The organism is Streptomyces sp. NPDC006012 (genome assembly GCF_042871185.1).
Taxonomy (GTDB): domain Bacteria; phylum Actinomycetota; class Actinomycetes; order Streptomycetales; family Streptomycetaceae; genus Streptomyces.
The window spans coordinates 174,365-196,755 of sequence record NZ_JBIAIE010000006.1; the positions used below are offsets into that span (position 1 = coordinate 174,365).

Annotated in this window: 22 protein-coding genes and 2 pseudogenes; 11 read left to right on the forward strand and 13 right to left on the reverse strand. The window is 72.2% G+C overall.

Annotated elements, in window-relative coordinates; all coding sequences use genetic code 11:
• Positions 1 to 10 precede the first annotated feature (10 nt).
• On the reverse strand, positions 11 to 1,096 hold the full coding sequence (locus ACFYPJ_RS14220) for a WD40/YVTN/BNR-like repeat-containing protein (RefSeq protein WP_389015501.1): 1,086 nt from the start codon (positions 1,094 to 1,096) through the stop codon (positions 11 to 13).
• A gap of 365 nt (positions 1,097 to 1,461) precedes the next feature.
• On the reverse strand, positions 1,462 to 3,123 hold the full coding sequence (locus tag ACFYPJ_RS14225; RefSeq protein WP_389015504.1) for an acyl-CoA dehydrogenase family protein: 1,662 nt from the start codon (positions 3,121 to 3,123) through the stop codon (positions 1,462 to 1,464).
• 84 nt (positions 3,124 to 3,207) lie between these two features.
• Here ACFYPJ_RS14225 and ACFYPJ_RS14230 point away from each other — a divergent pair, with 84 nt between their 5' ends.
• The gene (locus tag ACFYPJ_RS14230; protein WP_389015507.1) at positions 3,208 to 3,996 is read left to right on the forward strand and encodes a PaaX family transcriptional regulator C-terminal domain-containing protein; all 789 of its coding nucleotides are present in this window, start codon (positions 3,208 to 3,210) and stop codon (positions 3,994 to 3,996) included.
• Positions 3,997 to 4,091: 95 nt separating this feature from the next.
• Here ACFYPJ_RS14230 and ACFYPJ_RS14235 read toward each other — a convergent pair whose 3' ends face one another.
• Positions 4,092 to 5,171: an NADH:flavin oxidoreductase/NADH oxidase gene (locus ACFYPJ_RS14235; protein ID WP_389015510.1), complete on the reverse strand. Its 1,080-nt coding sequence runs from the start codon at positions 5,169 to 5,171 to the stop codon at positions 4,092 to 4,094.
• Positions 5,172 to 5,294: 123 nt separating this feature from the next.
• Between ACFYPJ_RS14235 and ACFYPJ_RS14240 the strand changes: the two genes are divergently transcribed.
• Complete coding sequence (locus ACFYPJ_RS14240; RefSeq protein ID WP_389015512.1) at positions 5,295 to 5,651, forward strand: ArsR/SmtB family transcription factor; 357 nt, start codon at positions 5,295 to 5,297, stop codon at positions 5,649 to 5,651.
• Between the two features lie 129 nt (positions 5,652 to 5,780).
• Here the strand turns inward: ACFYPJ_RS14240 and ACFYPJ_RS14245 are convergent, their stop codons facing one another.
• Positions 5,781 to 7,127 carry an FAD-dependent oxidoreductase gene (locus ACFYPJ_RS14245; RefSeq protein WP_389015515.1) on the reverse strand — a complete coding sequence of 449 codons (1,347 nt, stop codon included), beginning with the start codon at positions 7,125 to 7,127 and terminating at the stop codon, positions 5,781 to 5,783.
• Between the two features lie 196 nt (positions 7,128 to 7,323).
• On the opposite strand from ACFYPJ_RS14245, the gene ACFYPJ_RS14250 reads away from it, so the two are divergent.
• On the forward strand, positions 7,324 to 7,791 hold the full coding sequence (locus ACFYPJ_RS14250) for a DUF6214 family protein (protein ID WP_389015518.1): 468 nt from the start codon (positions 7,324 to 7,326) through the stop codon (positions 7,789 to 7,791).
• A gap of 201 nt (positions 7,792 to 7,992) precedes the next feature.
• Here the strand turns inward: ACFYPJ_RS14250 and ACFYPJ_RS14255 are convergent, their stop codons facing one another.
• Positions 7,993 to 8,646, reverse strand: a complete 654-nt coding sequence (locus ACFYPJ_RS14255; RefSeq protein ID WP_389015521.1) for a DUF305 domain-containing protein — start codon at positions 8,644 to 8,646, stop codon at positions 7,993 to 7,995.
• A 204-nt stretch (positions 8,647 to 8,850) separates the two neighbouring features.
• Between ACFYPJ_RS14255 and ACFYPJ_RS14260 the strand changes: the two genes are divergently transcribed.
• The gene (locus ACFYPJ_RS14260; protein WP_389015524.1) at positions 8,851 to 10,356 is read left to right on the forward strand and encodes an LVIVD repeat-containing protein; all 1,506 of its coding nucleotides are present in this window, start codon (positions 8,851 to 8,853) and stop codon (positions 10,354 to 10,356) included.
• On the opposite strand, the gene ACFYPJ_RS14265 is transcribed toward ACFYPJ_RS14260, so the two are convergent.
• Entirely contained in the window at positions 10,341 to 11,063 is a 723-nt protein-coding gene (locus ACFYPJ_RS14265; protein WP_389015527.1) for a TetR/AcrR family transcriptional regulator, read from the reverse strand. The two genes, ACFYPJ_RS14260 and ACFYPJ_RS14265, sit on opposite strands and share 16 nt — an antisense overlap.
• 179 nt (positions 11,064 to 11,242) lie before the next feature.
• On the opposite strand from ACFYPJ_RS14265, the pseudogene ACFYPJ_RS14270 reads away from it, so the two are divergent.
• Positions 11,243 to 11,530: pseudogene (locus ACFYPJ_RS14270) on the forward strand (DUF2630 family protein).
• Here the strand turns inward: ACFYPJ_RS14270 and ACFYPJ_RS14275 are convergent.
• The 5 genes from ACFYPJ_RS14275 to ACFYPJ_RS14295 form a co-directional block, all read right to left on the reverse strand.
• On the reverse strand, positions 11,518 to 12,234 hold the full coding sequence (locus tag ACFYPJ_RS14275) for an HAD family hydrolase (protein WP_389015530.1): 717 nt from the start codon (positions 12,232 to 12,234) through the stop codon (positions 11,518 to 11,520). The pseudogene ACFYPJ_RS14270 and the gene ACFYPJ_RS14275 sit on opposite strands and share 13 nt — an antisense overlap.
• A gap of 10 nt (positions 12,235 to 12,244) precedes the next feature.
• Positions 12,245 to 12,946: a phosphatase PAP2 family protein gene (locus ACFYPJ_RS14280; protein ID WP_389015533.1), complete on the reverse strand. Its 702-nt coding sequence runs from the start codon at positions 12,944 to 12,946 to the stop codon at positions 12,245 to 12,247.
• A gap of 44 nt (positions 12,947 to 12,990) precedes the next feature.
• Positions 12,991 to 13,926, reverse strand: coding sequence for a M56 family metallopeptidase (locus ACFYPJ_RS14285; protein ID WP_389015535.1), 936 nt, complete (start codon positions 13,924 to 13,926; stop codon positions 12,991 to 12,993).
• Positions 13,927 to 14,025: 99 nt separating this feature from the next.
• Positions 14,026 to 14,571: a DUF5134 domain-containing protein gene (locus ACFYPJ_RS14290; RefSeq protein WP_389015538.1), complete on the reverse strand. Its 546-nt coding sequence runs from the start codon at positions 14,569 to 14,571 to the stop codon at positions 14,026 to 14,028.
• 337 nt (positions 14,572 to 14,908) lie between these two features.
• Positions 14,909 to 15,301, reverse strand: a complete 393-nt coding sequence (locus ACFYPJ_RS14295) for a VOC family protein (protein ID WP_389015541.1) — start codon at positions 15,299 to 15,301, stop codon at positions 14,909 to 14,911.
• Positions 15,302 to 15,373: 72 nt separating this feature from the next.
• Between ACFYPJ_RS14295 and ACFYPJ_RS14300 the strand changes: the two genes are divergently transcribed.
• Positions 15,374 to 15,913 (forward strand): GNAT family N-acetyltransferase, encoded by a 540-nt coding sequence (locus tag ACFYPJ_RS14300; protein ID WP_389015544.1) that lies wholly within the window; start codon positions 15,374 to 15,376, stop codon positions 15,911 to 15,913.
• 3 nt (positions 15,914 to 15,916) lie between these two features.
• Here ACFYPJ_RS14300 and ACFYPJ_RS14305 read toward each other — a convergent pair whose 3' ends face one another.
• Positions 15,917 to 16,600 (reverse strand): glycerophosphodiester phosphodiesterase, encoded by a 684-nt coding sequence (locus ACFYPJ_RS14305; protein WP_389015547.1) that lies wholly within the window; start codon positions 16,598 to 16,600, stop codon positions 15,917 to 15,919.
• A gap of 417 nt (positions 16,601 to 17,017) precedes the next feature.
• On the opposite strand from ACFYPJ_RS14305, the gene ACFYPJ_RS14310 reads away from it, so the two are divergent.
• From ACFYPJ_RS14310 to ACFYPJ_RS14330, 5 genes and pseudogenes are all read left to right on the forward strand, one after another.
• Complete coding sequence (locus ACFYPJ_RS14310; protein ID WP_389015550.1) at positions 17,018 to 18,415, forward strand: DUF6421 family protein; 1,398 nt, start codon at positions 17,018 to 17,020, stop codon at positions 18,413 to 18,415.
• Between the two features lie 41 nt (positions 18,416 to 18,456).
• Positions 18,457 to 19,209, forward strand: coding sequence for an SDR family NAD(P)-dependent oxidoreductase (locus ACFYPJ_RS14315; RefSeq protein ID WP_389015553.1), 753 nt, complete (start codon positions 18,457 to 18,459; stop codon positions 19,207 to 19,209).
• The gene (locus ACFYPJ_RS14320) at positions 19,206 to 20,285 is read left to right on the forward strand and encodes a threonine aldolase family protein (protein WP_389015556.1); all 1,080 of its coding nucleotides are present in this window, start codon (positions 19,206 to 19,208) and stop codon (positions 20,283 to 20,285) included. The genes ACFYPJ_RS14315 and ACFYPJ_RS14320 overlap by 4 nt, the downstream gene beginning before the upstream one ends.
• Positions 20,286 to 20,409: 124 nt before the next feature.
• The gene (locus ACFYPJ_RS14325; protein WP_389015559.1) at positions 20,410 to 20,982 is read left to right on the forward strand and encodes a transglutaminase domain-containing protein; all 573 of its coding nucleotides are present in this window, start codon (positions 20,410 to 20,412) and stop codon (positions 20,980 to 20,982) included.
• Positions 20,983 to 21,009: 27 nt separating this feature from the next.
• Positions 21,010 to 21,515 (forward strand): annotated as a pseudogene (locus tag ACFYPJ_RS14330) (hypothetical protein).
• A gap of 88 nt (positions 21,516 to 21,603) precedes the next feature.
• On the opposite strand, the gene ACFYPJ_RS14335 reads toward ACFYPJ_RS14330, so the two are convergent.
• Complete coding sequence (locus ACFYPJ_RS14335; protein WP_389015561.1) at positions 21,604 to 22,329, reverse strand: lysophospholipid acyltransferase family protein; 726 nt, start codon at positions 22,327 to 22,329, stop codon at positions 21,604 to 21,606.
• Positions 22,330 to 22,391: the final 62 nt, after the last annotated feature.

The following is a 22,391-nucleotide window of genomic DNA, read 5'->3' on the forward strand; positions in this document are numbered from 1 at the left end:
CGCCCCGGCCTCAGCCGACGACCGCGGCCCGTACGCACAGCACGTCCGGCAGATGCGAGGCCAACTGCTGCCAGCTGTCGCCGTCGTCGCCCGATGCGAACACCTCGCCGTTGCGGTTGCCGAAGTACACGCCCGCCGGGTCGCCGTCATCGGTGCAGAGGGCGTCCCGCAGCACCGTGCCGTAGTGGTCCTCCGACGGCAGGCCGGCCGTCAGCGGCTCCCAGCTCCGGCCCGCGTCCGCCGTGCGGAAGACCCGGCAGCGGCGGTCGGCGGGCACCCGGTCGGCGTCGGCGTTGATCGGGAAGACGTAGGCCGTGCCGGAGCGGTGCGGATGGGCCGCCGTCGCGAAGCCGAAGGTGGACGGCAGTCCCTCGCCGATGTCCGTCCAGTGCGCGCCGGCGTCGTCGCTGCGGTACACCCCCCAGTGGTTCTGGAGGTACAGCCGGTCCGGGCTGCCCGCGTCCTGGGCGATCTTGTGCACGCACTGGCCGAACTCGGGGTTCGGGTCCGGCAGGAACACCGCGGACACACCGGAGTTGGACGGTGCCCAGCTCGCGCCGCCGTCCGTGGTGCGGAACACCCCGGCCGTGGAGACGGCGACGGTGACCGCCTTCGGGTCGCGCTGGTCGGTGAGGACGGTGTGCAGTCCTTCTCCGCCACCGCCCGGCACCCACCGGCCGCGGGTGGGGTGCTCCCACAGGGGCCGGACCAGGTCGAAGCTCTCGCCGCGGTCCTCGGAGCGGTACAGCGCGGCCGGTTCCGTGCCCGCGTAGATCACGTCCGGTTCGGCGGCGGCCGGGTGCAATTGCCACACCCGCTCCAGTGAGGCACCGGTGTCCTTGGGGAACTTGACGGCGGGCCGGGCCGGTTCGGTCCAGCTGCGGCCCAGGTCGTCGGAGTGGAACACGGAGGGGCCCCAGTGGGCACTGTCGCCGCCCGCCAGGAGGCGAGGAGTGCCGCCCCGGGTGTCGATGGCGACCGAGTAGATCGCCTGTGCGTTGAAGCAGGGGCTCTCGTCGAACTCCCAGGCGCCCTCTCGTCGCCGCCCGATGAACAGGCCCTTGCGGGTGCCCACGGCGAGCAGTACCTCGGTCATGCCGATCACCTCCGGGATGCCGTCGCATCTCGTCGTCGTACAGCTGGTCCTCGAACACCGGCCAGTCTGCACCCCGCCACTGACAGTCACCTCCGATCCGCCGACACCGCAGGTCAGCACGGTGTTGTCGGCCCGTCGGACGCTGCGTGGCGCGAATGGTTCCGGCCGAGTGACCACGAGAGAGGGCCGGGCGCCCACGAGAAGGGGGCGGGCGGCGGCCATCGGACGGGGTGCCCATCCGTGGGACGGGGCCGGGCCGCCCACCCGCGTGGGCGGCGGCCGCGGCGAGCGTGTCGGCCGGGGACGGTCATGGCCCTGGGCCGCGCGGGGAACGGCGTCACCGCGCGCCCGCGTCCCCACGCCGCTCAGTCCGCGTCCGGCAGCGCGCGCTCCAGGATCGCGTCCAGGCCGGTTCCGTCGGGCAGCGTGCCGAACGAGTGGCCCCAGTCCCCGCCCAGCCGGGACGCGCAGAACGCGTCGGCGACCGCGGCCGGGGCGTGCCGGACCAGCAGGGATGCCTGGAGCGCCAGGGCCATCGACTCGACCAGCCGGCGCGCGCCCGCCTGGTCGGTCCCGGTGAGCCGGTCCTTGAGCCGGCCCACGGCCGTGTCCAGCCGGGCGTCCGCCCCGCGGGCCAGGGCGAGTTCGGCGAACAGGGCGTCCGCCGTGCCGGGCTCCCGGCCGAGTGCCCGCAGCACGTCGAGCGCGTTGACGTTCCCCGAGCCCTCCCAGATGGACAGCAGGGGAGCCTCCCGGTAGTGGCGTGGCATGCCCGATTCCTCGACGTAGCCGTTGCCGCCCAGGCACTCCAGGGCCTCTGCCGTGAAGGCCGGACCGCGCTTGGTGACCCAGTACTTGCCGACGGCGGTCGCGATCCGGCGGAACGCCTGCTCCCCGGCGTCCCCGCGCACCGCGCGGTCCGCCGCACCGGCCAGCCGCAGCGTGAGGGTCGTCGCGGCCTCCGACTCCAGCGCGAGATCGGCGAGGACGTTGCGCATCAGCGGCTGGTCGAGCAGCCGTGCGCCGAACGCGCTGCGGTGGCGCACATGGTGCCCCGCCTCGACGAGGGTCTTGCGCATCAGGGTGGCCGATGACATCACGCAGTCCAGGCGGGTGCAGTTGACCATCTCGATGATCGTCTTGACACCGCGCCCCTCCGGACCGACCCGCCAGGCGACGGTCTCCTCGAACTCCGGTTCCGAGGAGGCGTTGGAGCGGTTGCCCAGCTTGTCCTTCAACCGCTGGATCCGGAACGTGTTGCGGCTGCCGTCCGGCAGCACGCGTGGCACCAGGAAGCAGGACAGGCCGCCCGGCGCCTGGGCGAGCACCAGGAAGACGTCGCACATCGGGGCGGACGTGAACCACTTGTGGCCGTGCAGCGTGTACACGCCGGGCTCGGCGGTGGGGGCGGCCGCGGTGGCGTTGGTCCGGACGTCGGAGCCGCCCTGCTTCTCGGTCATGCCCATCCCGGCCAGCAGGGCGGGCTTCTGGCTGGGGACGCGCAGCACCGGGTCGTACTCCCGGCCGGTCAGCAGCGGTTCGTAGACCTCGGCGAGGTCCGGCTGGGCGCGCAGCGCGGGGACGGCCGCGTACGTCATCGAGGTGGGACAGCCGTGCCCGGCCTCGGTGTGCCCCCACACCAGCCCGCCCGCGGTGCGGGCGACATGGGCGCCGGGCCGCTCGTCGCCCCAGGGGGCGCCCGCCAGACCCGCGCCGACCGCGACCCGCATCAGGTGGTGCCAGGCGGGGTGGAACTCGACCTCGTCGACCCGGTTGCCGTACCGGTCGTGGGTGCGCAGCCGCGGCTCGTACCGGTTGGCCAGCTCCCCCCACTCCTGGGCCTCGGCGCTGCCGGCCCGCCGGCCGAGCCGTCGGACGTCCTCCTCGGCCCAGCCCGCGCCCTCCCGGCGCAGGCCCTCCAGCAGGGCCGGGTCCTCGGCGGCGTCGTACGGGGCCAGGGGCGGGGGCTGGTTGGTGACGTCGTGGGTGGCGGACCGCGGCTGGGCGGAGGCGGGTGTCGATACCATGACCTCATGTTGCGCTTTTCGTGCGGCTGCAGCAATAGTGCAATACGAAAGGGCCCGTACAGAGCGCCCGTACAGTAGGTGTCCATGCGGATGAACGTGTCGGAGCCGTCCGACGAGGTCCGTCTGCGGCCGCTGTCCGCCCGGTCGGTGGTGCTGAGCCTGCTGCTCGGCGTCCATCCGCCGCGGCTGCCGGTCAAGGACCTCGTACGGCTGGTGGAGCCCTTCGGAGTCGGTGGCTCCACCCTGCGGGCCGCGCTCAGCCGGATGGTGACCGCCGGTGACCTGCGCCGCACGGACGCCGTGTACGGGCTCAGCGACCGGCTGCTGGCCCGTCAGCGCCGTCAGGACGACGCGCTGCGCCCCCGCACGCGCGCGTGGCGCGGCGACTGGGAGATGGTGGTGATCACGGCGACGGGCCGCGGTCCCGCCGAACGCGCCGAGCTGCGGGCCCGGCTCGCCGCCCTGCGGCTGGCCGAACTCCGTGAGGGCGTGTGGCTGCGGCCCGCCAACCTGGGCCGCCCGCTGCCGGAAGACCTGGACCAACTGGCCCAGTGCTACACCGCCCGTCCCGACCGGCCCCCGCGCGAACTCGCCGCCCAGCTGTGGCCGCTGAGCACCTGGGTCGCCACCGGCCGGGCCCTGCTCGCCGAGGTGGCCGGTGCGGACCGTCCCGCCGACCGCTTCACCGGTTTCGCCGCGGTGGTGCGCCACCTGCTCACCGACCCGGTGCTGCCGGACGCGCTCCTGCCCGCCGACTGGCCGGGCCCCGCCCTGCGCGCCGCGTACGCGGACTACCAGCGAGAACTGACCGGCACGGTGCACCACGGGCCGGCGGCCGAGGCGGGAGGGCCACACGGCGCGGCCGCGGTCTGAGTGCCGCACGGGACGGCTGGCCGGTCGGCCGGGTGGCGGGCCGGGCCGTCGGGCCGTGACGTGGCGCCCGGCCGTCGGGTCGCTGCCCGTCTCCGTCAGACGGACCGGTGGTACTGGTCGGGCACGTGCACGTCGCCGCCCAGCTCGCGCGCCGCGTGCCGGGCGAACGACGGGTCGCGCAGCAGCTCGCGGCCGAGCAGGACCGCGTCCGCCTCGCCGTCCGAAAGGATCTTCTCGGCCTGCTGCGGCTCGGTGATCAGGCCGACCGCGGCGGCCGGCACGCCTGCCTCCCGACGGACCCGTGTGGCGAAGGGGACCTGGTAGCCGGGGCCGGTGGGGATGCTGACGCGGGGGGCGTTGCCGCCGGTGGACACGTCGACGAGGTCCACGCCGTGGGCCTGGAGTTCGGCGGCGAAGCGGACCGTGTCGTCCGCGGTCCAGCCGTCGTCCTCCAGCCAGTCGGTCGCGGAGATGCGGAAGAACAGCGGCTTCCCGTCCGGCCACACCGCGCGCACGGCGTCGACGACTTCGAGGGCGAAACGGGTCCGGTTCTCGTACGAGCCGCCGTAGGCGTCGGTGCGGTGGTTCGAGTGCGGGGAGAGGAACTGGTTGATCAGGTAGCCGTGGGCGCCGTGGATCTCGGCGACCTCGAATCCGGCGGCCAGCGCGCGGCGGGCCGCCGCCACGAACTGGTCCACGATCTCACCCACCTGATCGACCGTCAGCTCGTCCGGCACCGGATGACCGGCGTCGAAGGGGACCGGGCTCGGCCCCAGCGGCTGCCAGCCGTGGGCCTCGGGCCCGACGGGCGCACCGCCCTTCCAGGGCCGCTCCGTCGAGGCCTTCCGGCCGGCGTGCGCGAGCTGGATCCCGGCCACCGCGCCCTGGGTGGCGAGGAAGTCCGTGATCCGGCGGAACGCCGCCACCTGGGTCTCGTTCCAGATTCCCAGGTCGTACGGGGAGATCCGGCCCTCGGGCGAGATCGAGGTGGCCTCGGTGATGATCAGGCCCGTGCCGCCGGTCGCCCGCGCCGCGTAGTGGGCGAAGTGCCAGTCGTTCGGCGTGCCCGCCGCGGCGCCGTCCGGCTCCGCCGAGTACTGGCACATGGGCGCCATCCAGATCCGGTTGGGGATGGTCGCTTCGCGCAGGGTGAAGGGTTCGAAGAGGGCGCTCACGGCGGGCTCCAATCGACGTCACGGGACCGGTGGTCGACTCGTACGATAAACGTCGTAGTATGGCAGGTGTCAAACTACGACGGATTTCGTACAATGGCGGCTCCAGGACGAAGGTGAGCCGCCGTGACAACTGCCTCCGTGACCAGTCGTGACCTGCCGCACCCGGAGCGTGGCGAGATCCGCCTCGCGGGCGTGCTGCACGCGTTCTCCGACCCGCTGCGGCTCCAGATCGTGCAGGAGCTCGCCGCCGACGGAGGTGAGCTGCCCTGCTCGCACTTCGACGTGCCGGTCACCAAGTCGACCTCCACGCACCACTTCCGGGTGCTGCGCGAGACCGGGGTGATCCGGCAGGTCTACCGGGGCACGGCCAAGATGAACGGCCTGCGCAGGGACGACCTGGACGATCTTTTCCCCGGGCTGCTCGACTGCCTTCTCGTCGCCGCCGCCCAGCAGACCGCGCGGCTCGCCGACGACAGCTGAACCGCCCACCCCGGGAAGGCGGTCGAACGGCGGGTTCCACACGATCGTGGTCGGGCGGCCCATGCTGGTGCCGCTGTCCGTCACCGTCCGGATCCGTCTGTCCTGTCCGCCCGGCGGCGGCCGGCCCCGCTACGGTGCCGCCGTGCGTGCCGCCGCGAGCAGCGAGTCCCAGTCGGCGAGCTTCACCACATGCCGCCCCAGCCGCGTGCCCAGCTCCGCCTCGGCCCGCTCGATCGCCCGCCAGCCCGGCCACTCCACCGGCTCGGACCCCTCCGCCCGCAGCACCGCCACGGGATCCCGCGGCACCTCCCGGCGCAGCAGTGCCGGCGCGTCCGCGAGCAGCGACTCGACCGTCTCCTTGGCGCACGGGCGGTTGGTGCCGATGACCCCCGTCGGGCCGCGCTTGATCCATCCGGCCACGTACTCACCCTCGGACGGGACGCCCGCACGGAGCACGCGGCCCCGCTCGTTCGGCACCGTTCCGCTCTGCGCGTCGAACGGCAACCCCGCCAGCGGCACCCCGCGATAGCCGACCGACCGCAGCACCAACTGCGCCTCGACGGTCTCGAACCGGCCGGTGCCCGTCACCCCGCCGTGGCCGTCCGGCGCCGTCCGCTCGAAACGCACCGCGGCCACCCGCCCGCCGCCGGCCAGCAGTTCCACCGGCCGCAGGAAGAAGCGCAGTGCGATCCGGCGCTCCGTCTCCCCGGACTCCCGTGCCGCCCAGCCGCGCAGCACCTCCAGGTTGCGGCGCTGCGGGCCGGGCAGCCCGGACGGATCGGAGTACGCCGGATCCATGGCCAGTTCGGCGGGGTCCAGATCGATGCCGGTGCCGGGCAGCGCGCCCAGTTCGCGTAGTTCCTTCGTGGTGAAGCGGGCCTGCGAGGGGCCGCGCCGGCCCACCATGACGACCTCGGACACCCGGCTCGCCGCCAGCGCGGCCAGCGCGTCCTGCGGCATGTCGGTCGGGCTCAGCTCCGCCCTGCCGCGGGAGAGCATCCGTGTGACGTCCACCGCGACATTGCCCACGCCGATGACCACGGCGGACCGGACGTCCCGCACGAAACCGGCGTCGGCGGCGTCCGGATGGGCGCTGTACCAGGACACGAACTCGGTCGCCGACCAACTGCCGGGCAGGTCCTCGCCCGGGATGCCGAGGTGCCGGTCGGTGGCGGCCCCCACGCAGTAGACGACCGCGTGGTACAGCTCGCGCAGCCGTGCCACGCCCGGCCCGCCCGGCCCGCCGACCCGGATGCCGCCCAGGAACCGCACCCGGTCGTCCTCCAGGACCGTCCGCAGATTGCCCTGCAAGGACTTGATCTTCTCGTGGTCGGGGGCCACTCCGTAGCGGACCAGGCCGTACGGGCACGGCAGGCGGTCGAGGACGTCCACGAGCACCCGGGTGTCCCGCTGGACCAGGTTCTGGGCGGTGTAGCACCCGCTCGGTCCGGAACCGACGACGGCGACACGCAGCACGGCGGACTCCTAACCCTGGGGGCGCAGGGGCGCTGGTGGCTCCAGCATCGCACTGTCGGGGGTCGGCTGACAGGGTGCGGCAGGGTGACAGGCGCGCGTGTCTGTTGCCAACGGGATGTGATCATGGGGTTACGTTGCGTGTGTGCTAGAAGCATCCTTTCTTAATCTTTCCGGTCGTTGCGCGGCGGACGGCACGGTGTCCGTGGGGCCGGCCTGGGAAGTGCGGGAGGACGAGGGCGCCGCGTCGTGGTTCACCGTCCGGCTGGCGTTCGCCGACGGCGCCCGGATCGACGTGCTCGCCGTGGTCTGCGAGGCGTGCGTCTTCTTCGAGGACGTCCGGGCCCGGCCCGCGCTGTCCCCGGACGACCTGACGGTGCTGGCCGACTGGATCGAGGAGCCGCTGTTGGCGGCGTGCGGGCTCGGCGCGGATTCCCGGGCCGGCGGCGGGACCTCGGCCGGGGCGCGGCGGGCCCGTCCGGCCTGGCCACGCGGCACCGAGGGGTGCCGGCGGGCCGCGGGCGTGTACCGGTCCGCCCAGGAGGAGGGCAGGGACCCGGTTCTCGCGGTGATGTCCGCGACCGGCTACGGCCGCCGTCAGGCGCTCGCGCTGATCGGACAGGCCCGGGAGACGGGCCTCCTGACGCCGCGCCACGCCCGGCGCTGACCGGCCTCAGGCGCCCCGCCGCCGCGGTGGGTGCCCCGGGCCCGTCACGTACGGCGCTGCCGCCGGGCGCGTGCGGCGCGCGGTCCGCTCATCTGCGGTGCAGCCCACGGCGGCCCGCCTCGGTTCCTGATGCCGTGTCACCGCCCCGCCGTGACCGGCCCGGTCCCTGATGCCGTGTTCCCGCCCCGCTGTGGCGGAGTGTCACCGCATGTCCTGCATCCGTGCGATCTCACTCGTCTGCTGGGCGACCACGTCGTCCGCCATCTCCTCGATCCGGATGTTGTTGCCCTGCGCCTTCACATCGGTGGCCATGGTGATCGCGCCCTCGTGATGGGTGGTCATCAGCTTCAGGAACAATTCGTCGAACGCCTTGCCCCGAGCCGTGCGCAACTCCTTCAGCTGCGCCTCCGTCGCCATCCCGGGCATCGCGGCGTGGTCGTGCTCCGCGGGCTGCGCGTCCTTGCCGTACGACGTCAGCCAGTCCCGCATGGCGGTGATCTCCGGGCCCTGGGCCGCGGCGATCCGCTCGGAAAGCCTCTTGACCTGCGATGACTGCGCGCGGTCCGGGACGAGTTCGGTCATTTCCAGGGCCTGGGAGTGGTGCTGGACCATCATCCGCGCGTAGCCGACGTCCGCCGAGTTGGGCGAGTCGTCCTCGGCGCGCTGCTCGGCGGCGTCCGCGGCGGACAGCGTGTGGTTCTCCCCGCCCGGCTCGCCGGGCACGATCACCGAAGGGCCGCCGGCCTTGGGCGGCTTCGGGTCCGGCCCGGAGTCGCAGCCGGTCAGTCCGAGCACGGCGACCGCGGCGAGTGAGGCCGTGACGAGGGACGCGCGGAACGCTCGGCGGTGGTGCACGGCGACCTCCTGTGGCAGGCGGGGATGGGCGATGGCCGACCGGCACCCGGCGGGTGCCGATGAACGTGTTAGCACGCTTCCGCGCGTGACTGATCAAAAACCTTCATGACGACTTCGTTGCCCACTGTTGATATGTGCATGAGGAAGACGATACTTCGAGGGTCCGTGACCCGTTCCGACGTGAACGGAACAAGGGAGGAAGCAGTGATCCTGTTGAAAGATCCTCGAACGCGGCGCAGACGTCTGGGCATTGCCGCGACGGCCGCGGGACTGCTCGCGGCGCTGCTGACGGCCCAGCCGGCCGTCGCGACCCCCGACTCGGGGGACGGCACGGCCCCCCGTGACGAGGTGTCCGCGAGCGTCCGGGCCGATGTGCGGGACGCCATCTCCGCCGGGGAGATACCCGCCCAGGACGAGGTCGTCCACTCCGCCAACATCGACCATCTGACCAACGTCCCCAAGGACGCGCTTCCGGGGACGAACTCGGACCTCGCCTTCCAGGGCAAGTACGCCTTCGCCGGCAACTACGACGGCTTCCGGGTCTTCGACATCAGCAACCCGAAGTCGCCGAAGACGGTCGCCCAGGTGCTGTGCCCGGGCTCGCAGAACGACGTCTCGGTCTCCGGCGACCTGCTCTTCCTGTCCACCGACTCCTCGCGCAGCGACAGCAGTTGCAACAGCACCACCCAGCCCGCGACCGAGAAGTCCTCGTGGGAGGGCATGAAGGTCTTCGACATCAGCGACAAGAGGAACCCGAAGTACGTCGCCGCCGTCGAGACCGCCTGTGGCTCCCACACCCACTCGCTGGTGCCCGAACGCAAGAACGTCTACATCTACGTCTCCTCGTACTCGCCGAGCGCCGCCTACCCGGACTGCCAGCCGCCGCACGACGGCATCTCCGTGATCAAGGTGCCGCGCAGCCACCCCGAGCAGGCGGCGGTCGTCGGCTTCCCGGTCCTCTTCCCCGGTGACGGCCCCGACGGCGGCGGCAACCCGGGTGCGCCCACCAACCCGGGCGTGTCCAAGACCACCGGCTGCCACGACATCACGGTGCTGCCCTCGCTGGACCTGGCGGCCGGCGCCTGCATGGGCGACGGCATCCTGTTCTCGGTCAAGGACCCGGAGCACCCGAAGGTCATCGACCGGGTCCAGGACAACGTGAACTTCGCGTTCTGGCACTCGGCGACCTTCAACCAGACGGCCGACAAGGTGGTGTTCACCGACGAACTCGGCGGCGGCGGCGCGGCCACCTGCAATGCCGCGATCGGACCGAACCGCGGCGCGGACGGCATCTACGACATCGTCGGCAAGGGCGAGAACCGCAAGCTGGTCTTCCGCGGCTACTACAAGATCCCGCGCCACCAGGCGGACACCGAGAACTGCGTCGCCCACAACGGCTCGCTGGTCCCGGTGAAGGGCAGGGACATCATGGTCCAGGCCTGGTACCAGGGCGGTGTCTCCGTCTGGGACTTCACCGACTCCGCGAAGCCGAAGGAGATCGCCTACTTCGAGCGCGGCCCGCTGACCACCGACACCCTCACGGTCGGCGGCTCGTGGTCGGCGTACTACTACAACGGCTACATCTACTCGAACGACATCGCCAAGGGCTTCGACGTGCTGAAGCTCCGCGACCGGCGCACGGACGCGGCGACACGGATCCGCCTGGACGAACTCAACGTCCAGACCCAGCCGGACTACTTCGACCGCTGAGCCTGATCCGGCGGACCGGGCCGGCCGGAGTCGTCGGACCGGTCCACCGATTCCGTGTCGGTGGCGAAGAACCGTGACAGATCCGATGTGCACCTCCCGCCGGACACCCCTGCGGTGTCCGGCGGGACACCCATCGCCCAGTCGAGCCGGTAGCGGTCGAACAACTCCGCCCGCAGCACCGGGACCTGCATCGGCACTCCCGGCACCAGCGCCGCGTACACCGCGCCCATGAGCAACGCGCGCAGCATGGGGTAGTCGGCGGTGACGTCCTCGGAGCCGTACCGGTCGACGGTGTCGCTCAACAGTTCGCCCAGGCGCCGCTGCTCGGGGCACTGCACGAAGCCCTCGGCCTGCAGCAGGCCCGCCATGTGCTGGCGCATCAGCAGGGGCCGGTCGCGAGCCAGCCCCAGGATCGCGTCGATGGCCCGCGCCAGCCGTTCCCGGCCGTCCTCGGTGTGCGGCTCGGACTCCAGCGCCTCCTCCAGCGTGCGGTGCATCAGCCGGTGCACGGCCGACTGCACGAGCTGGCGCTTGCCGGGGAAGTAGTACGACACCAGTCCGCGGGCCGAGCCCGCCCGGTCCGCGATGGCGCCCAGGGTCGTGCCTTCAAAACCGTGCTCGTCGACCAGTTCGACCGCGGCCTGCAGAAGCCGTTCCCGGGAACGCCGTCGCAACTCTTCGTTGACCGAGGCGCTGCGCGGGGACATGCTGAAAACTCCTTTGTTGACTGGCTGCCAGCCAACTATACTCAAGACATCAGGCCCGGCCGTTGCGCGGGCCTGTTGAAGGCTGCCGTCCGTCCGGGGCGACACGGGGGATCGCCTCGGCGGGCGGCCGGCACGCCCCACCCGCACCCCTGTCGCACAGCGGCCCACCCGTCCCTGCGGTGAGCACGGGAGGCGAGCCGAGGAGGCGTGCGGAGAGGGGACCGGACCAGCGGATCCTGGCCAGGATCACCGAGATGGTGAAGGACGAGCACAAGCTGCGGGAAGCGCTCGCGTCGGGCGACACCGACGGCGCCGATGAACGGCAGCGGCTCTCGGTGAACTGGAGCGCGCACTCGACCAGTGCTGGGACCTGCTGAGTCCGGCGCCGCGCCAAGTCCGAGTTCGGCGAGAACCCCGACGACGCGCGGGTGCGCCCCAGGTCGCAGGTCGAGGACTACCGAGGCTGAACCGGCCGGCCCGGCGGCCCCACCAGGTCGAGCACCGGCCGCAGCCCGTCCGGCCGCTCGGCCGCCGGCAGGTGGTCCACGAAGTGCACCCGGCAGCCCAGCGCCGCCGCACCGCCGTCCGCGGACCGGCTGTCGCCCACCATCAGCACCTGCTGCGGCCCGACACCGAGCGCGTCGCAGGCCACGGAGAACAACCGTGGATCGGGCTTTTGCACGCCGTGCTCGTACGACAGGACGTACGCGTCCACGTACGCGTCGAGGCCGTGCGCGCGGAACACCGGGCGCAGATCCCAGCCGATGTTGCTGACCACGCCGACCGGGACACCGCGCTCGCGCAGGCCGCGCAGCACCTCGGCGGTGTCCGGGTACGGGGACCAGGCGGCGGGGGACATGTGCCGCTCGTACAGCGCGTCGTACAGGTCCGGGTCGGGCAGCGGCACACGGCGGGACAGACCCGTGTACGCAGCCCGGTGCAGTTCCGCGCTCTCGTCCCGTACGGCCCACACCCCGGTGAGGTCCGCGGGCACCCGCTGCGGGGACGCGCCGCCCGGCAGTGCCCCCGCCGCCTCCAGCGCCCGCGCCGTCCCGGTCAGCTCCGGCTCGGGCAGCGTCAGGGCGGCCTCGTCGAGGACGGCCCGCAGCCAGGACTCGGTGGACTCGATGCGGAACAGGGTCCCGGAGAAGTCGAACAGCACGGCAGCCATGCGGCGGACTTTACCGGTGCGGGACGCGCCGCAGGCCGCCCCGCCCCAGGCCCCTGCCGTATCCGAGCACCGCGAGCGCCACCGCCAGCGCCCCGAGCAGCCAGCCGCCCAGCACGTCCGAGGGCCAGTGGACACCGAGCCACACCCGGGTGAGCCCGGAGCCGAGCACACAGACCACGGCCACCGTGAGGGCAGCGCGCCACCAGGTGCGGCCCACGCCCAGGTGGTGGCACAGCCACAGCAGGAGACCGCAGACCACGGTCGCGGTCATGGCGTGCCCGGACGGGAAGGCCGCGTAGTGCGCGGAGTCGACGGGGTCAGGCCAGACCGGGCGCCGACGGCCGACGGCGGCCTTCAGAGACTGCTGCACCGCCGTGCCGAGCGCACCGGCCACGGCCAGCCACAGCGCCGTCCACCAGGCCCGGCGGCGCCACACCAGCAGGCCGGCCGCCGTCGCGCACACCAGGCGCATCGTCAGCGGGTCGAAGACCCAGTCCGTGAGGATCCGCGCGGTGCGGGTGAGGCCGCGCTCGGCGACCGCCCAGCGGTGCGTGGTGCGGGCCACGGCACCGTCCAGCGAGACCAGGGGGCGCCACTCGACGGCGACCAGGGTGAGGAGCAGGGCGGAGGCCACCGCGAGGGCCAGGGCGGCACGGGCGGCACCGCGGTCGCCCGGCGGGTGGCACGAGGAGTCGTCGGATGCACGGCGCATGGGCCGATCATCGCGGATGCGCGCAGCGGGCGGGCGACACGGGGTCAGCTGAGCGCCCGCAGCCCCGGCAGCAGGGCCACCAGCACCGGAACCGCGGGCACCAGCGCCGCCGCGGCCGTCAGCCGCAGACGGCGCATCGCGGTCAGCCGGTCCGCCGGCGCCAGCAACCGGTGCACGCGCTGCGGGACATGGGCCAGCGGGGCGGGACCGGGCCCGAACACGCCGCGGTCCTCGTTGAGTTCGACGAGGGCCAGCGCGGTGGTGAGCCGGCCGAAGCGGCGGGAGGCCATGTCGTCGGCGGCCAGTTCGACCAGTCGGTGCATCTCGTCGCGGAACGCGGCGAACACCGGCACCTGCGGGAACCCGCCCGCCAGCGCGGCCGAGCAGTGCAGCAGCCAGTGGTGCCGGGCCTGCGCATGACCCTGTTCGTGGGCCAGCAGGGCATCCAGCTGCTGCCCCTTCAGACGGCGCAACGCGGCCGTGGTGACGACGAGCTGCGATGCCGGGCCGGGCAGCCACCAGGCGTCGGGCCGCTCACCCTCCAGTACCACGAGCCGGCCGGCCAACGGCTCCTCACCGGGCAACAGCGGGGCACGTACCAAAAGTTCGGCCCGCCGCAGGCGCCGTCGCGTCCGGGCCCGTGCCACCTCGCGGACCAGCATCGCGGCGCTCCACAGGCCCGCACCGGCCAGGGCCAGGGCGGTCGCCGCCGCCCAGGGACCGGCCGTGCCGAACGGGTACGCGTCGACGACCGCGCGCGGCGCCGAGGCGAAGACGTGCCCGTGCACCGCCTGCCAGGCGGCCGCCGCACTGAGCGTCATCGACAGCACACAGCAGAGCAGCACCCCCGCGACGACGCACTGCCACATCCACAGGGCGACCACGGGCTCCCGGTCCGGCCAGTCGGCCCGCGCGAGCAGCCTCGGGGCGACGACGGCGGTCAGCGCGCCGAGCAGCATCAGTGCCGCGGGGACCATCATGGTGAGCACCCTATGGGGGGTGCGTCCCCCGGGGGTACGGTCGGTCGCCGCAAAGTGACGCAGGCAACGTCCGCCACCCACGGGCCACCAGGACCCGGGTCAGAAGCCGACGAGCATCGCGACCATCCCGATGCCCATGGACAACCGGCAGACCCGCGCCAGCTCCGGCCGGTCGCCCCAGCCGGAGCCGCCGCCTGCCGCCGTGGCGAGCGGGACCAGACGGACGCCCGCCAACAGCACGTACCCGGTGAAGTAGAGGAGCAGCACCCCGGTCACCAGGGGGATTCCGGCGCCGCCGTGCCCGTGGTGCGGGGCGCCGGGGGACAGGGCCATCGCGGCCGCCATGTAGACCATCGCCGCGCTGCCCACCAGGTGGTGCAGATGGTGTGGTCTGCTGCGCGCCGTCCACAGGGCGTGCAGCCCGGCCGCGCCGAACACGGCCGCGTACACCGGCCACGCCCAGGACGGAGGGGTGTACACCGTGGCGGGCACGGCCATGGCCGCCATGCCGAAGCCCATGAGGGCCTCGCCGCCCGCGGAGCGCCGCTGCTCCGCCACGGCGCTGCGCATCCGCACCAGGCAGTAGGCGCCGGTGACCGCGCACAGCGCGACCAGCAGCCAGCCGGGTGAAGCAGGTCCGTGCACGCGCGCCTCCCCGTTTCCCCGTCCCGTTTCCCCGTCCGGCGCCCCAGGCGCCGTCGCTGGTTGCGATGCCCGGGACACGAGGCGCGCACGCAAGCGCAAGGGTGTACACGGGGAGCACTCGGCGGAGCACACCCGGTGAGGTGCGCCTTTTCCTGGGGCGGTCTCCAGGTCGCAGGGGCGGCCGGTGCCACCGGGGTGGCTGGTGCTGCCGATACGACTGGTGCCCATCGGTACGGACGGTGCCACCGGCATCGACAGCGCGGTGCACCGGCACGGACGAGGGCGCCGGCAGAGAACGCAGGGCTGGGCCGTACCGGCGATCAGCAGCGGCCGGTGCCTAGATCCCCGGCCGGAACCGCAGCGGATGATCGGCCGGGACCTCGACCAGGACGATTTTGATGCCGTCCGGATCGGTGATCCACATCTCGATCAGCCCCCACGGCTCCCGCACCGGCGCACGCACGATCTCGACGCCCTTCGCGCGCAGCTCCGCATGCGCCGCCTCCACGTCCTCGACCTGGAGCCACAGCTGCGGGGCCGCGGACGGGACGGCCCGGGACCGGCCGGAGACCTCCAGGAAGCCACCGCCGAGGAAGTAGACGGTCCCGCGCTCGGGCCCGGTACCGAACTCGCGGTGGACGGCGAGACCGAGCTGTTCGCCGTAGAAGACCCGGGAGCGCTCGGGGTCGGTGGGCCGCAGAAGTGTCCGGCTGCTGAGTACGTGCACCATGCGCCAGCACCCTAACGGCAGCGTTACCCTCGTCCGTGCCGAGCCGCGCCCCCAGATCGGAGACCCTTGCCCATGGACACCGCCACCACCGGACTCCTCTTCCGCGACGCCACCCACGCCGACGTGGCCACGCTGGTCGCACTGGTCGAATCGGCGTACCGCGGGGACGCCAGCCGGGCCGGCTGGACCACCGAGGCGGACATCCTTCAGGGGCAGCGGGTCGATCCGGAGGGCGTGCTGGAAGTGATCAAGTCGCCCGACAGCAGGATGCTGACGGTGTGGCGGCAGGACGAGGTGGTCGCCTGCTGCCAGCTGGAGCGCCGCGGCGGCCACGCCTACTTCGGCATGTTCGCGGTCAGCCCCACGCTCCAGGGCGCGGGCCTCGGCAAGCTGGTCATCGCGGAGGCGGAGCGGCGCGTCCGCGAGACCTGGGCCGCCACCGAGATGCACATGACGGTGATCTCCGTGCGGGCGGACCTCATCGCCTGGTACGAGCGGCGCGGCTACCGCCGTACGGGACGGATGACGCCGTTCCCGTACGGCGACGAGCGCTTCGGCATCCCGCAGCGCGACGACCTTCAGTTCGAGCTGCTGGTCAAGGAACTCGGCTGACCGTCACGCGGTGAACCGGCCGGTCCGCTTGATCTGCGGATAGTCGGTCGTCGCGCCGTCCAGTTCCAGGGCCCGCACCAGCCGCAGGTGCTCCTGGGTGTTCACCACCCAGCCGATGATCCTCAGGTCCGCCCTGCGGGCGTGCTCGACGACCTCCAGGGTGAGCCGCCGGATGTCCAGGCAGAGGGTCGTGGCACCGGCCGTGACGGCGCGTTCCACGACGTCCGTGCCGTAGCGGCCGGCCACGAGCGCGGTGCGCACGCCCGGCACCAGCCGGGCGATCTCGGTGATCGCCTCGTCGTGGAACGAGGACACCTCCACCCGGGAGAGCAGGTCCCGCCGCACCATCACCTCGGCCAGCGCGCGGGCCGCCGTCACATCCTTGATCTCGGCCTGCAGCGGCGCCTTCACGGCGTCCAGCACCTCCTCGAAGACCGGAACCCGCTCGCCGCGGCCCGCGTCGAGCGCGCGCAGCTCGGCGAGGGTCTTCTCGGCGATCGGGCCGGTGCCGTCGGTCGTGCGGTCCACCTCCGCGTCGTGCATGACGACGAGGGCACCGTCCTTGCTCAGGTGCAGATCGAGTTCGATGGCATCGAGGCCGGCCTGCTGGGCGGCGACGAAGGAACGGAGGGTGTTCTCGGGCTCGACACCCATGACTCCGCGGTGACCGATGGTAAGGAGGTTCAAGGTTCGACTCGCTTTCCGTCGACGGCGGCTCGGCACACGCGCGGACCGGACGGACCCCATCGTCCACGCGGCGGAATCGCAGCCTAACCGCCGCCTGCGCCAATGAACCCGCGCGTACACGGGGGATTGGGGTGACGGGCGGGGCGGTTTGGCGCCGTACCGCCGGGTGGTGGTCACTCCGGCGTGGGCGAGTCCTCCGCGAGGTTGACCGGCTGGATCTGCACCCTGTTCGACACGCTCCGTGGGCCGAGTATCCGCCCTCTGTAAAAAGGAAGTAGGCGTCGTCCTGGTTTACGGCAGGAAAAACAGCGGTGACTGTGCGGTTCGGCAGGATAATTTCCCGAGGGCCCCCTTGCTAGAGGAAAGGCTGGATGCATACGGTGTCCTTACGCGAGGTTGTCCCGTGAAGGATGGAAGATGACGGAAATTCTTGTGCAAGTGGGTGTGGAGGGGAAGGTTCCTCCGGCGGTCAGGGTGATCGAGCACCCGGCGTGGCCCGTGCTCAAGGATGCCGTGGAAGAGATCCGGCCATGGCAGTCCAAGGACGGGGCGATCGACTTCGGCGGGCAGGACGCCCCGGACCGGGCCGATGCCGAACAGGCCGTCGACCGGATGATCGACGCCGTCGGGCAGCTGGCCCCGCTGCTGCCGCACGACGCGGCCTACCATGCGGCGCTTGCCCAGGACCTGCGCCGCTGGGCCGACGACGGCTTCCGCGTCCCCGACTTCCTCGACTCGCTGCTCGCCTTCCAGCCCGCGGCGCAGCGCGCGGACGGCCTCCAGCACCTGGTCGTCTTCCCGATGTACACGCAGAACGGCAACCCGGACCGCAACCTGGAGGCGGTCGTGCTGCGCATGGTCTGGCCCGACTGGCTGGCCGAACTGGAGCGCACCCGCTACGACAACCCGCTGTTCTGCGGCATCACCTTCGAGGACTTCACGGCGGGCTACGACACCAACTCCGCCGTGCTCTTCCCCGAGACCATCGCCGTACGGGAAGCGCCGGAACGATTCTCCTGGGGTGGCATCTTCTGCGACCGCGAGGCCGCCCGCTTCCGCCGGGTGACCGCTGCGGCCGTCGACGTCCTGGGCCTTGAGCTGCCCGAGGACGTCGCCGCGCTGGTGGGCGACCAGAAGCGCTGCGAGGAGGCCTTCGTGCTGTGGGACATGGTGCACGACCGCACCCACAGCCACGGCGACCTGCCGTTCGACCCGTTCATGATCAAGCAGCGGCAGCCGTTCTGGATGTACGGCCTCGAAGAACTGCGCTGCGACCTCACCGCCTTCAGGGAGGCCGTGAAGCTCGCGGCCGACGGCGTGCCGCAGGCCCGGGACGTGCAGTACGCGGTCCTGTTCGACCGCATGTTCCGCTTCCCGGTCACCGGCGAGCGCGTACGCAACTACGACGGGCTCGGCGGCCAGCTCCTCTTCGCCTACCTGCACCGGCACGACGTCGTCCGCTGGACCGACAACAGCCTCTCCATCGACTGGGAACGTGCTCCGCAGGTCACCAACCAGCTGTGCGCCGAGATCGAGAAGCTGTACCGCGACGGCATCGACCGCCCCAAGCTGGTCCACTGGTTCGCCGGCTACGAACTCGTCGCCGCCTACCTCGCCCCGCACCCGGGCTCCAAGTGGGCCAAGGGCCCCGACGCCCTCGACCTGAGCCAGCCGCCGCGCAAGCTCGTGGACGACGTGCTTCCGGACGAGTTTCCGCTGAGCATGTTCTATGAGGCACTGTCCAAGAAACTCAAGAAGGTGATCGCTTCCACTCGGGGCATCACGGCGGACAGCGCCGAGCAGGTCGCCGCGTGAGCGGCCGTACCGTAGACGCTCGGCAGGCTCAGGAGGCGACGATGGGGAACGGGAACGGGACACTGAGCGGTGCGGTCATCGCGGTGGCGGGCGCGGGCGGACCCGCCGGCCGGGCGACGCTGCGCAGGCTCGCCGAGGCGGGGGCGACGGTGGTCGGCGCCGACAACGACCCGCAACGGCTGTCCGAGGCCGTGGATGCGGCCCGCTACGCCTCCGGTGGCGCCACCGTCACCGGCGACACGGTGGACCTGCTCGACCTGCAGTCCACCCGCGAGTGGGCCACCCACATCGAGAAGGACTTCGGCCGGGTCGACGGACTGGTCCACCTGGTCGGCGGCTGGCGCGGCAGCGAGACCTTCACCAAGACCAGCCTCGACGACTGGGACTTCCTCGAACTGCTGCTCATCCGCACCGTGCAGCACACCACCCTCGCCTTCCACGAGGCCCTGCAGCGCAGCGAGCGCGGCCGGTACGTGCTGATCAGTGCCGCCGGTGCGAGCAGGCCCACCGCGGGCAACGCGGCCTACGCCGCCGCCAAGGCCGCCGCCGAGGCGTGGACGCTGGCCATGGCCGACTACTTCCGCAAGGCCGGGGGCGCCGAGGGGCCGACCTCGGCGGCTGCGATCCTGGTGGTGAAGGCACTGGTGCACGACGCGATGCGCGCCGACCGCCCCAACGCGAAGTTCGCGGGCTTCACGGACGTCGGGGACCTGGCCGAGGCCATCGCCGAGGTCTGGAACAAGCCCGCCGCAGAAGTGAACGGACACCACCTGTGGCTGACCGAGAAGCCATGAACCCTCCCAGGACCGACGCCCGCCGCCACCACGACCCGCAGGCCCGGGGTTTCGCCAGCGACAACTACGCCGGAGCCCACCCCGAGGTGCTCGCCGCCCTGGCCCTGGCCAATGGGGGCCACCAGGTCGCCTACGGCGAGGACGTCTACACCGAGCACCTCCAGCGGATAGTCCGCAGCCACTTCGGGGCCACGGCGGAGGCGTTCCCGGTCTTCAACGGCACCGGCGCGAACGTGGTCGCGCTCCAGTCGGTCACCGACCGCTGGGGCTCGGTGATCTGCGCCGAGAGCGCGCACATCAACACCGACGAGGGCGGCGCCCCCGAGCGGATGGCCGGTCTCAAGCTGCTCACCGTGCCCACGCCGGACGGCAAGCTCACGCCGGAGCTGATCGACCGGCAGGCGTACGGCTGGGAGGACGAGCACCGGGCGATGCCGCAGGTGGTCTCGATCAGCCAGAGCACGGAACTGGGCACGGTCTACACGCCCGACGAGATCCGTGCGATCTGCGAGCACGCCCATGCGCACGGCATGGTGGTGCACGTGGACGGCTCCCGGCTGGGCAACGCCGCGGCCTCCCTGGACATGCCCATGCGGTCCTTCACCAACGCCGTCGGCGCCGACATCCTCTCCCTGGGCGGGACGAAGAACGGCGCGCTGTTCGGTGAGGCGGTCGTCGTCATCAACCAGGACGCTGTGCGCCGCATGAAGCACATCCGCAAGATGTCCATGCAGCTGGCCTCCAAGATGCGGTTCGTCTCGGTGCAGTTGGAGGCGCTGCTCGCCAAGGACCTGTGGCTGCGCAACGCGCGGCACGCCAACGAGATGGCCCAGCGGCTCGCCGAGGGCGTGCGCGCGGTGCACGGCGTGGAGATCTGCTACCCGGTGCAGGCCAACGGCGTCTTCGCCCGGCTTCCGCTCGATGTGGCCGAGCGGCTGCAGAAGCGGTTCCGCTTCTACTTCTGGGACGAGGCGGCGGGCGTGGTGCGCTGGATGTGCGCCTTCGACACCACCGAGGAGGACGTGGACGCGTTCGTGGCGGCGGTCAAGGAGGAGATGGCGCACACGCACCGGTAGGCAGGGGCCCGCGGGTCCGGGCCATGACTCCGGGACTCGGAGGCGGCGTCACATCCTGCATAGATATGCGGTCATCTGAAAAGTCATTGACTCTTGGGTGATCGCATTCCTAAGCTCTGCGGGCATGGAGCTGATCCAGAACACGCCCGACCTGTCCGCGTATTTAGCCGCCGACGAGGCCATCGATCATGACCACCCGGTGGTGCGCGAGACGGCGGCCCGGCTGGCTGAGAACGTTCCGGACTCGTATGCCTATGCGCGAGCCGCCTTCGAGTTCGTCCGGGACGCCGTTCCGCACTCGCAGGACTCCGGGGATCCACGGGTCACCTGGCGTGCCTCCGACGTCCTCGCGCTGCGGACCGGCATCTGCTACGCGAAGGCCCACGCGCTGGCCGCGTTGCTGCGGGCCGAGGACATCCCCACGGCGCTGTGCTACCAGAAGCTCGACGTGGTGCACGGACTGGTCGCCGTCCGCTTCAACGGGGCATGGCACCGGCAGGATCCGCGCGGCAACAAGCCCGGCGTCGACGCGCAGTTCTCCCTCGACGGCGAGCGGCTGGCCTGGATGCCTGACCCTGAGTCCAATGAAGTGGACTATCCGGTCTTGTATGCTGAACCTCATCCGACCGTGCTGCGCGCCCTGAAGACGGCCCCGGACCGGCCGGGTCTGTGGACGACGCTCCCCACCGCACTCTGAGGCGAGACAGAGCCCCTCACCCTCACCGTGTCCGACGAGGTGCGCGCCCTCGCGCCGGGCTTCATCCATGTCGTGATCGAGGCGCAGGGCCTCACGGGTGGACCCAGTACCGAGGTGAGTCCGGCACTGCGCGACGACGCGGCCCGCCGGCTCGCCGCCCGCCTGGCCGGGCGCGCTCCGCACGAGGACCCGCACATGGCGGCCTGGCGAGAGGTCTGCACCGCGTTCGGCGCCAAACCGTCCCGCACCCGCAACTCGGCGGAGGCGCTGGGCAGGCGGGCCTCGGCGAGGTGGTGTGGCGCGACGACGCGGGCGTGACCGGCCGCCGCTGGAACTGGCGCCAGGGCCCGCGCACCCACCTCGCCGAGGCGACGGCCTCCGGCGTCTTCCTGCTGGAGGGCCTAGCCCCGATGCCGGTCGCCGACGTCCATCGGGCCGCGACCGAACTCGCCGAAATGCTGGCGAAGTTCAGCCCCGGCGCCCACATCTCCGTCGGTGCCCCCGAGCCCGCCGAGACCCCGGCGCGCGGATGACCGGCGCGGCCCGCCGGCCGATACGGCGCGCGGCCGGGCCGCGCCGTGGGGCCCGATCCGGCGCCCCGCTGCGGTGCGATCGGGGGCGTCAGCGTGCCTCGGCGGCGCGCAACTCCTCCTGCGTCGGGGCCGTGCCGCCCAGATGGGCCGGCAGCCACCAGTGGTCGTGGGCGCCCTTGGGGGCTCCCGGGTAGGCGCGCTGGGCGGAGTCCAGGAGGTCCTGTACGCGCTCGCGCAGCCGGCGGGTGATCGCGCCCGCGTACTGGTCGCGGGGGGCTTCGATGGTCTCACCCACCCGGACGGTGACCGGGAGGTGGCTGCGCTTGAAGTTGCGCGGGTGCCCCTTGGTCCACAGCCGCTGCGTCCCCCATACGGCCATCGGGACCAGCGGGACCCCGGCCTCCTGGGCGAGCCGCGCGGCGCCCGACTTGAAGCTCTTGAGCGTGAAGGACTGCGAGATGGTGGCCTCCGGGAACACCCCGACGACCTCGCCGGACCGCAGCGAGTCCAGCGCGTGCTCGTACGCCGCCTCGCCCCGTCCGCGGTCCACCGGGATGTGCTTCATCCCGCGCATCAGCGGCCCGGAGATCCGGTGGCGGAAGACGGACTCCTTCGCCATGAAGCGCACGAGCCGCTTCTGCGGCAGTGCCGCCAGGCCGTTGAAGATGAAGTCCAGGTAACTGATGTGATTGCTCACCAGGACGGCACCGCCCGAGCCCGGGATGTTCTCCGAACCCTTGCAGTCGATCTTGAGGTCCCAGACCTTGAACATCGTCTTGGCGAAACCGATGACGGGACGGTAGACCAGCTCCATGGGCGGGACGGACCCTTCCTGCTCAGCCTGGGAAGGCACTCCCGGCGGACAAGTTACGCAGC

Bases quoted from the DNA above. Each gene is read 5' to 3' on its own strand.
- ACFYPJ_RS14275 (WP_389015530.1), bottom strand. From the start codon at position 12,234: ATGGCTGCCGTGCTGTTCGACTTCTCCGGGACCCTGTTCCGCATCGAG.
- ACFYPJ_RS14300 (WP_389015544.1), top strand. From the start codon at position 15,374: ATGGACACCGCCACCACCGGACTCCTCTTCCGCGACGCCACCCACGCC.
- ACFYPJ_RS14335 (WP_389015561.1), bottom strand. From the start codon at position 22,329: ATGGAGCTGGTCTACCGTCCCGTCATCGGTTTCGCCAAGACGATGTTC.
- ACFYPJ_RS14320 (WP_389015556.1), top strand. From the start codon at position 19,206: ATGAACCCTCCCAGGACCGACGCCCGCCGCCACCACGACCCGCAGGCC.
- ACFYPJ_RS14225 (WP_389015504.1), bottom strand. From the start codon at position 3,123: ATGGTATCGACACCCGCCTCCGCCCAGCCGCGGTCCGCCACCCACGAC.
- ACFYPJ_RS14230 (WP_389015507.1), top strand. From the start codon at position 3,208: ATGCGGATGAACGTGTCGGAGCCGTCCGACGAGGTCCGTCTGCGGCCG.
- ACFYPJ_RS14280 (WP_389015533.1), bottom strand. From the start codon at position 12,946: ATGCGCCGTGCATCCGACGACTCCTCGTGCCACCCGCCGGGCGACCGC.
- ACFYPJ_RS14310 (WP_389015550.1), top strand. From the start codon at position 17,018: ATGACGGAAATTCTTGTGCAAGTGGGTGTGGAGGGGAAGGTTCCTCCG.
- ACFYPJ_RS14220 (WP_389015501.1), bottom strand. From the start codon at position 1,096: ATGACCGAGGTACTGCTCGCCGTGGGCACCCGCAAGGGCCTGTTCATC.
- ACFYPJ_RS14325 (WP_389015559.1), top strand. From the start codon at position 20,410: ATGGAGCTGATCCAGAACACGCCCGACCTGTCCGCGTATTTAGCCGCC.
- ACFYPJ_RS14295 (WP_389015541.1), bottom strand. From the start codon at position 15,301: ATGGTGCACGTACTCAGCAGCCGGACACTTCTGCGGCCCACCGACCCC.
- ACFYPJ_RS14285 (WP_389015535.1), bottom strand. From the start codon at position 13,926: ATGATGGTCCCCGCGGCACTGATGCTGCTCGGCGCGCTGACCGCCGTC.
- ACFYPJ_RS14315 (WP_389015553.1), top strand. From the start codon at position 18,457: ATGGGGAACGGGAACGGGACACTGAGCGGTGCGGTCATCGCGGTGGCG.
- ACFYPJ_RS14265 (WP_389015527.1), bottom strand. From the start codon at position 11,063: ATGTCCCCGCGCAGCGCCTCGGTCAACGAAGAGTTGCGACGGCGTTCC.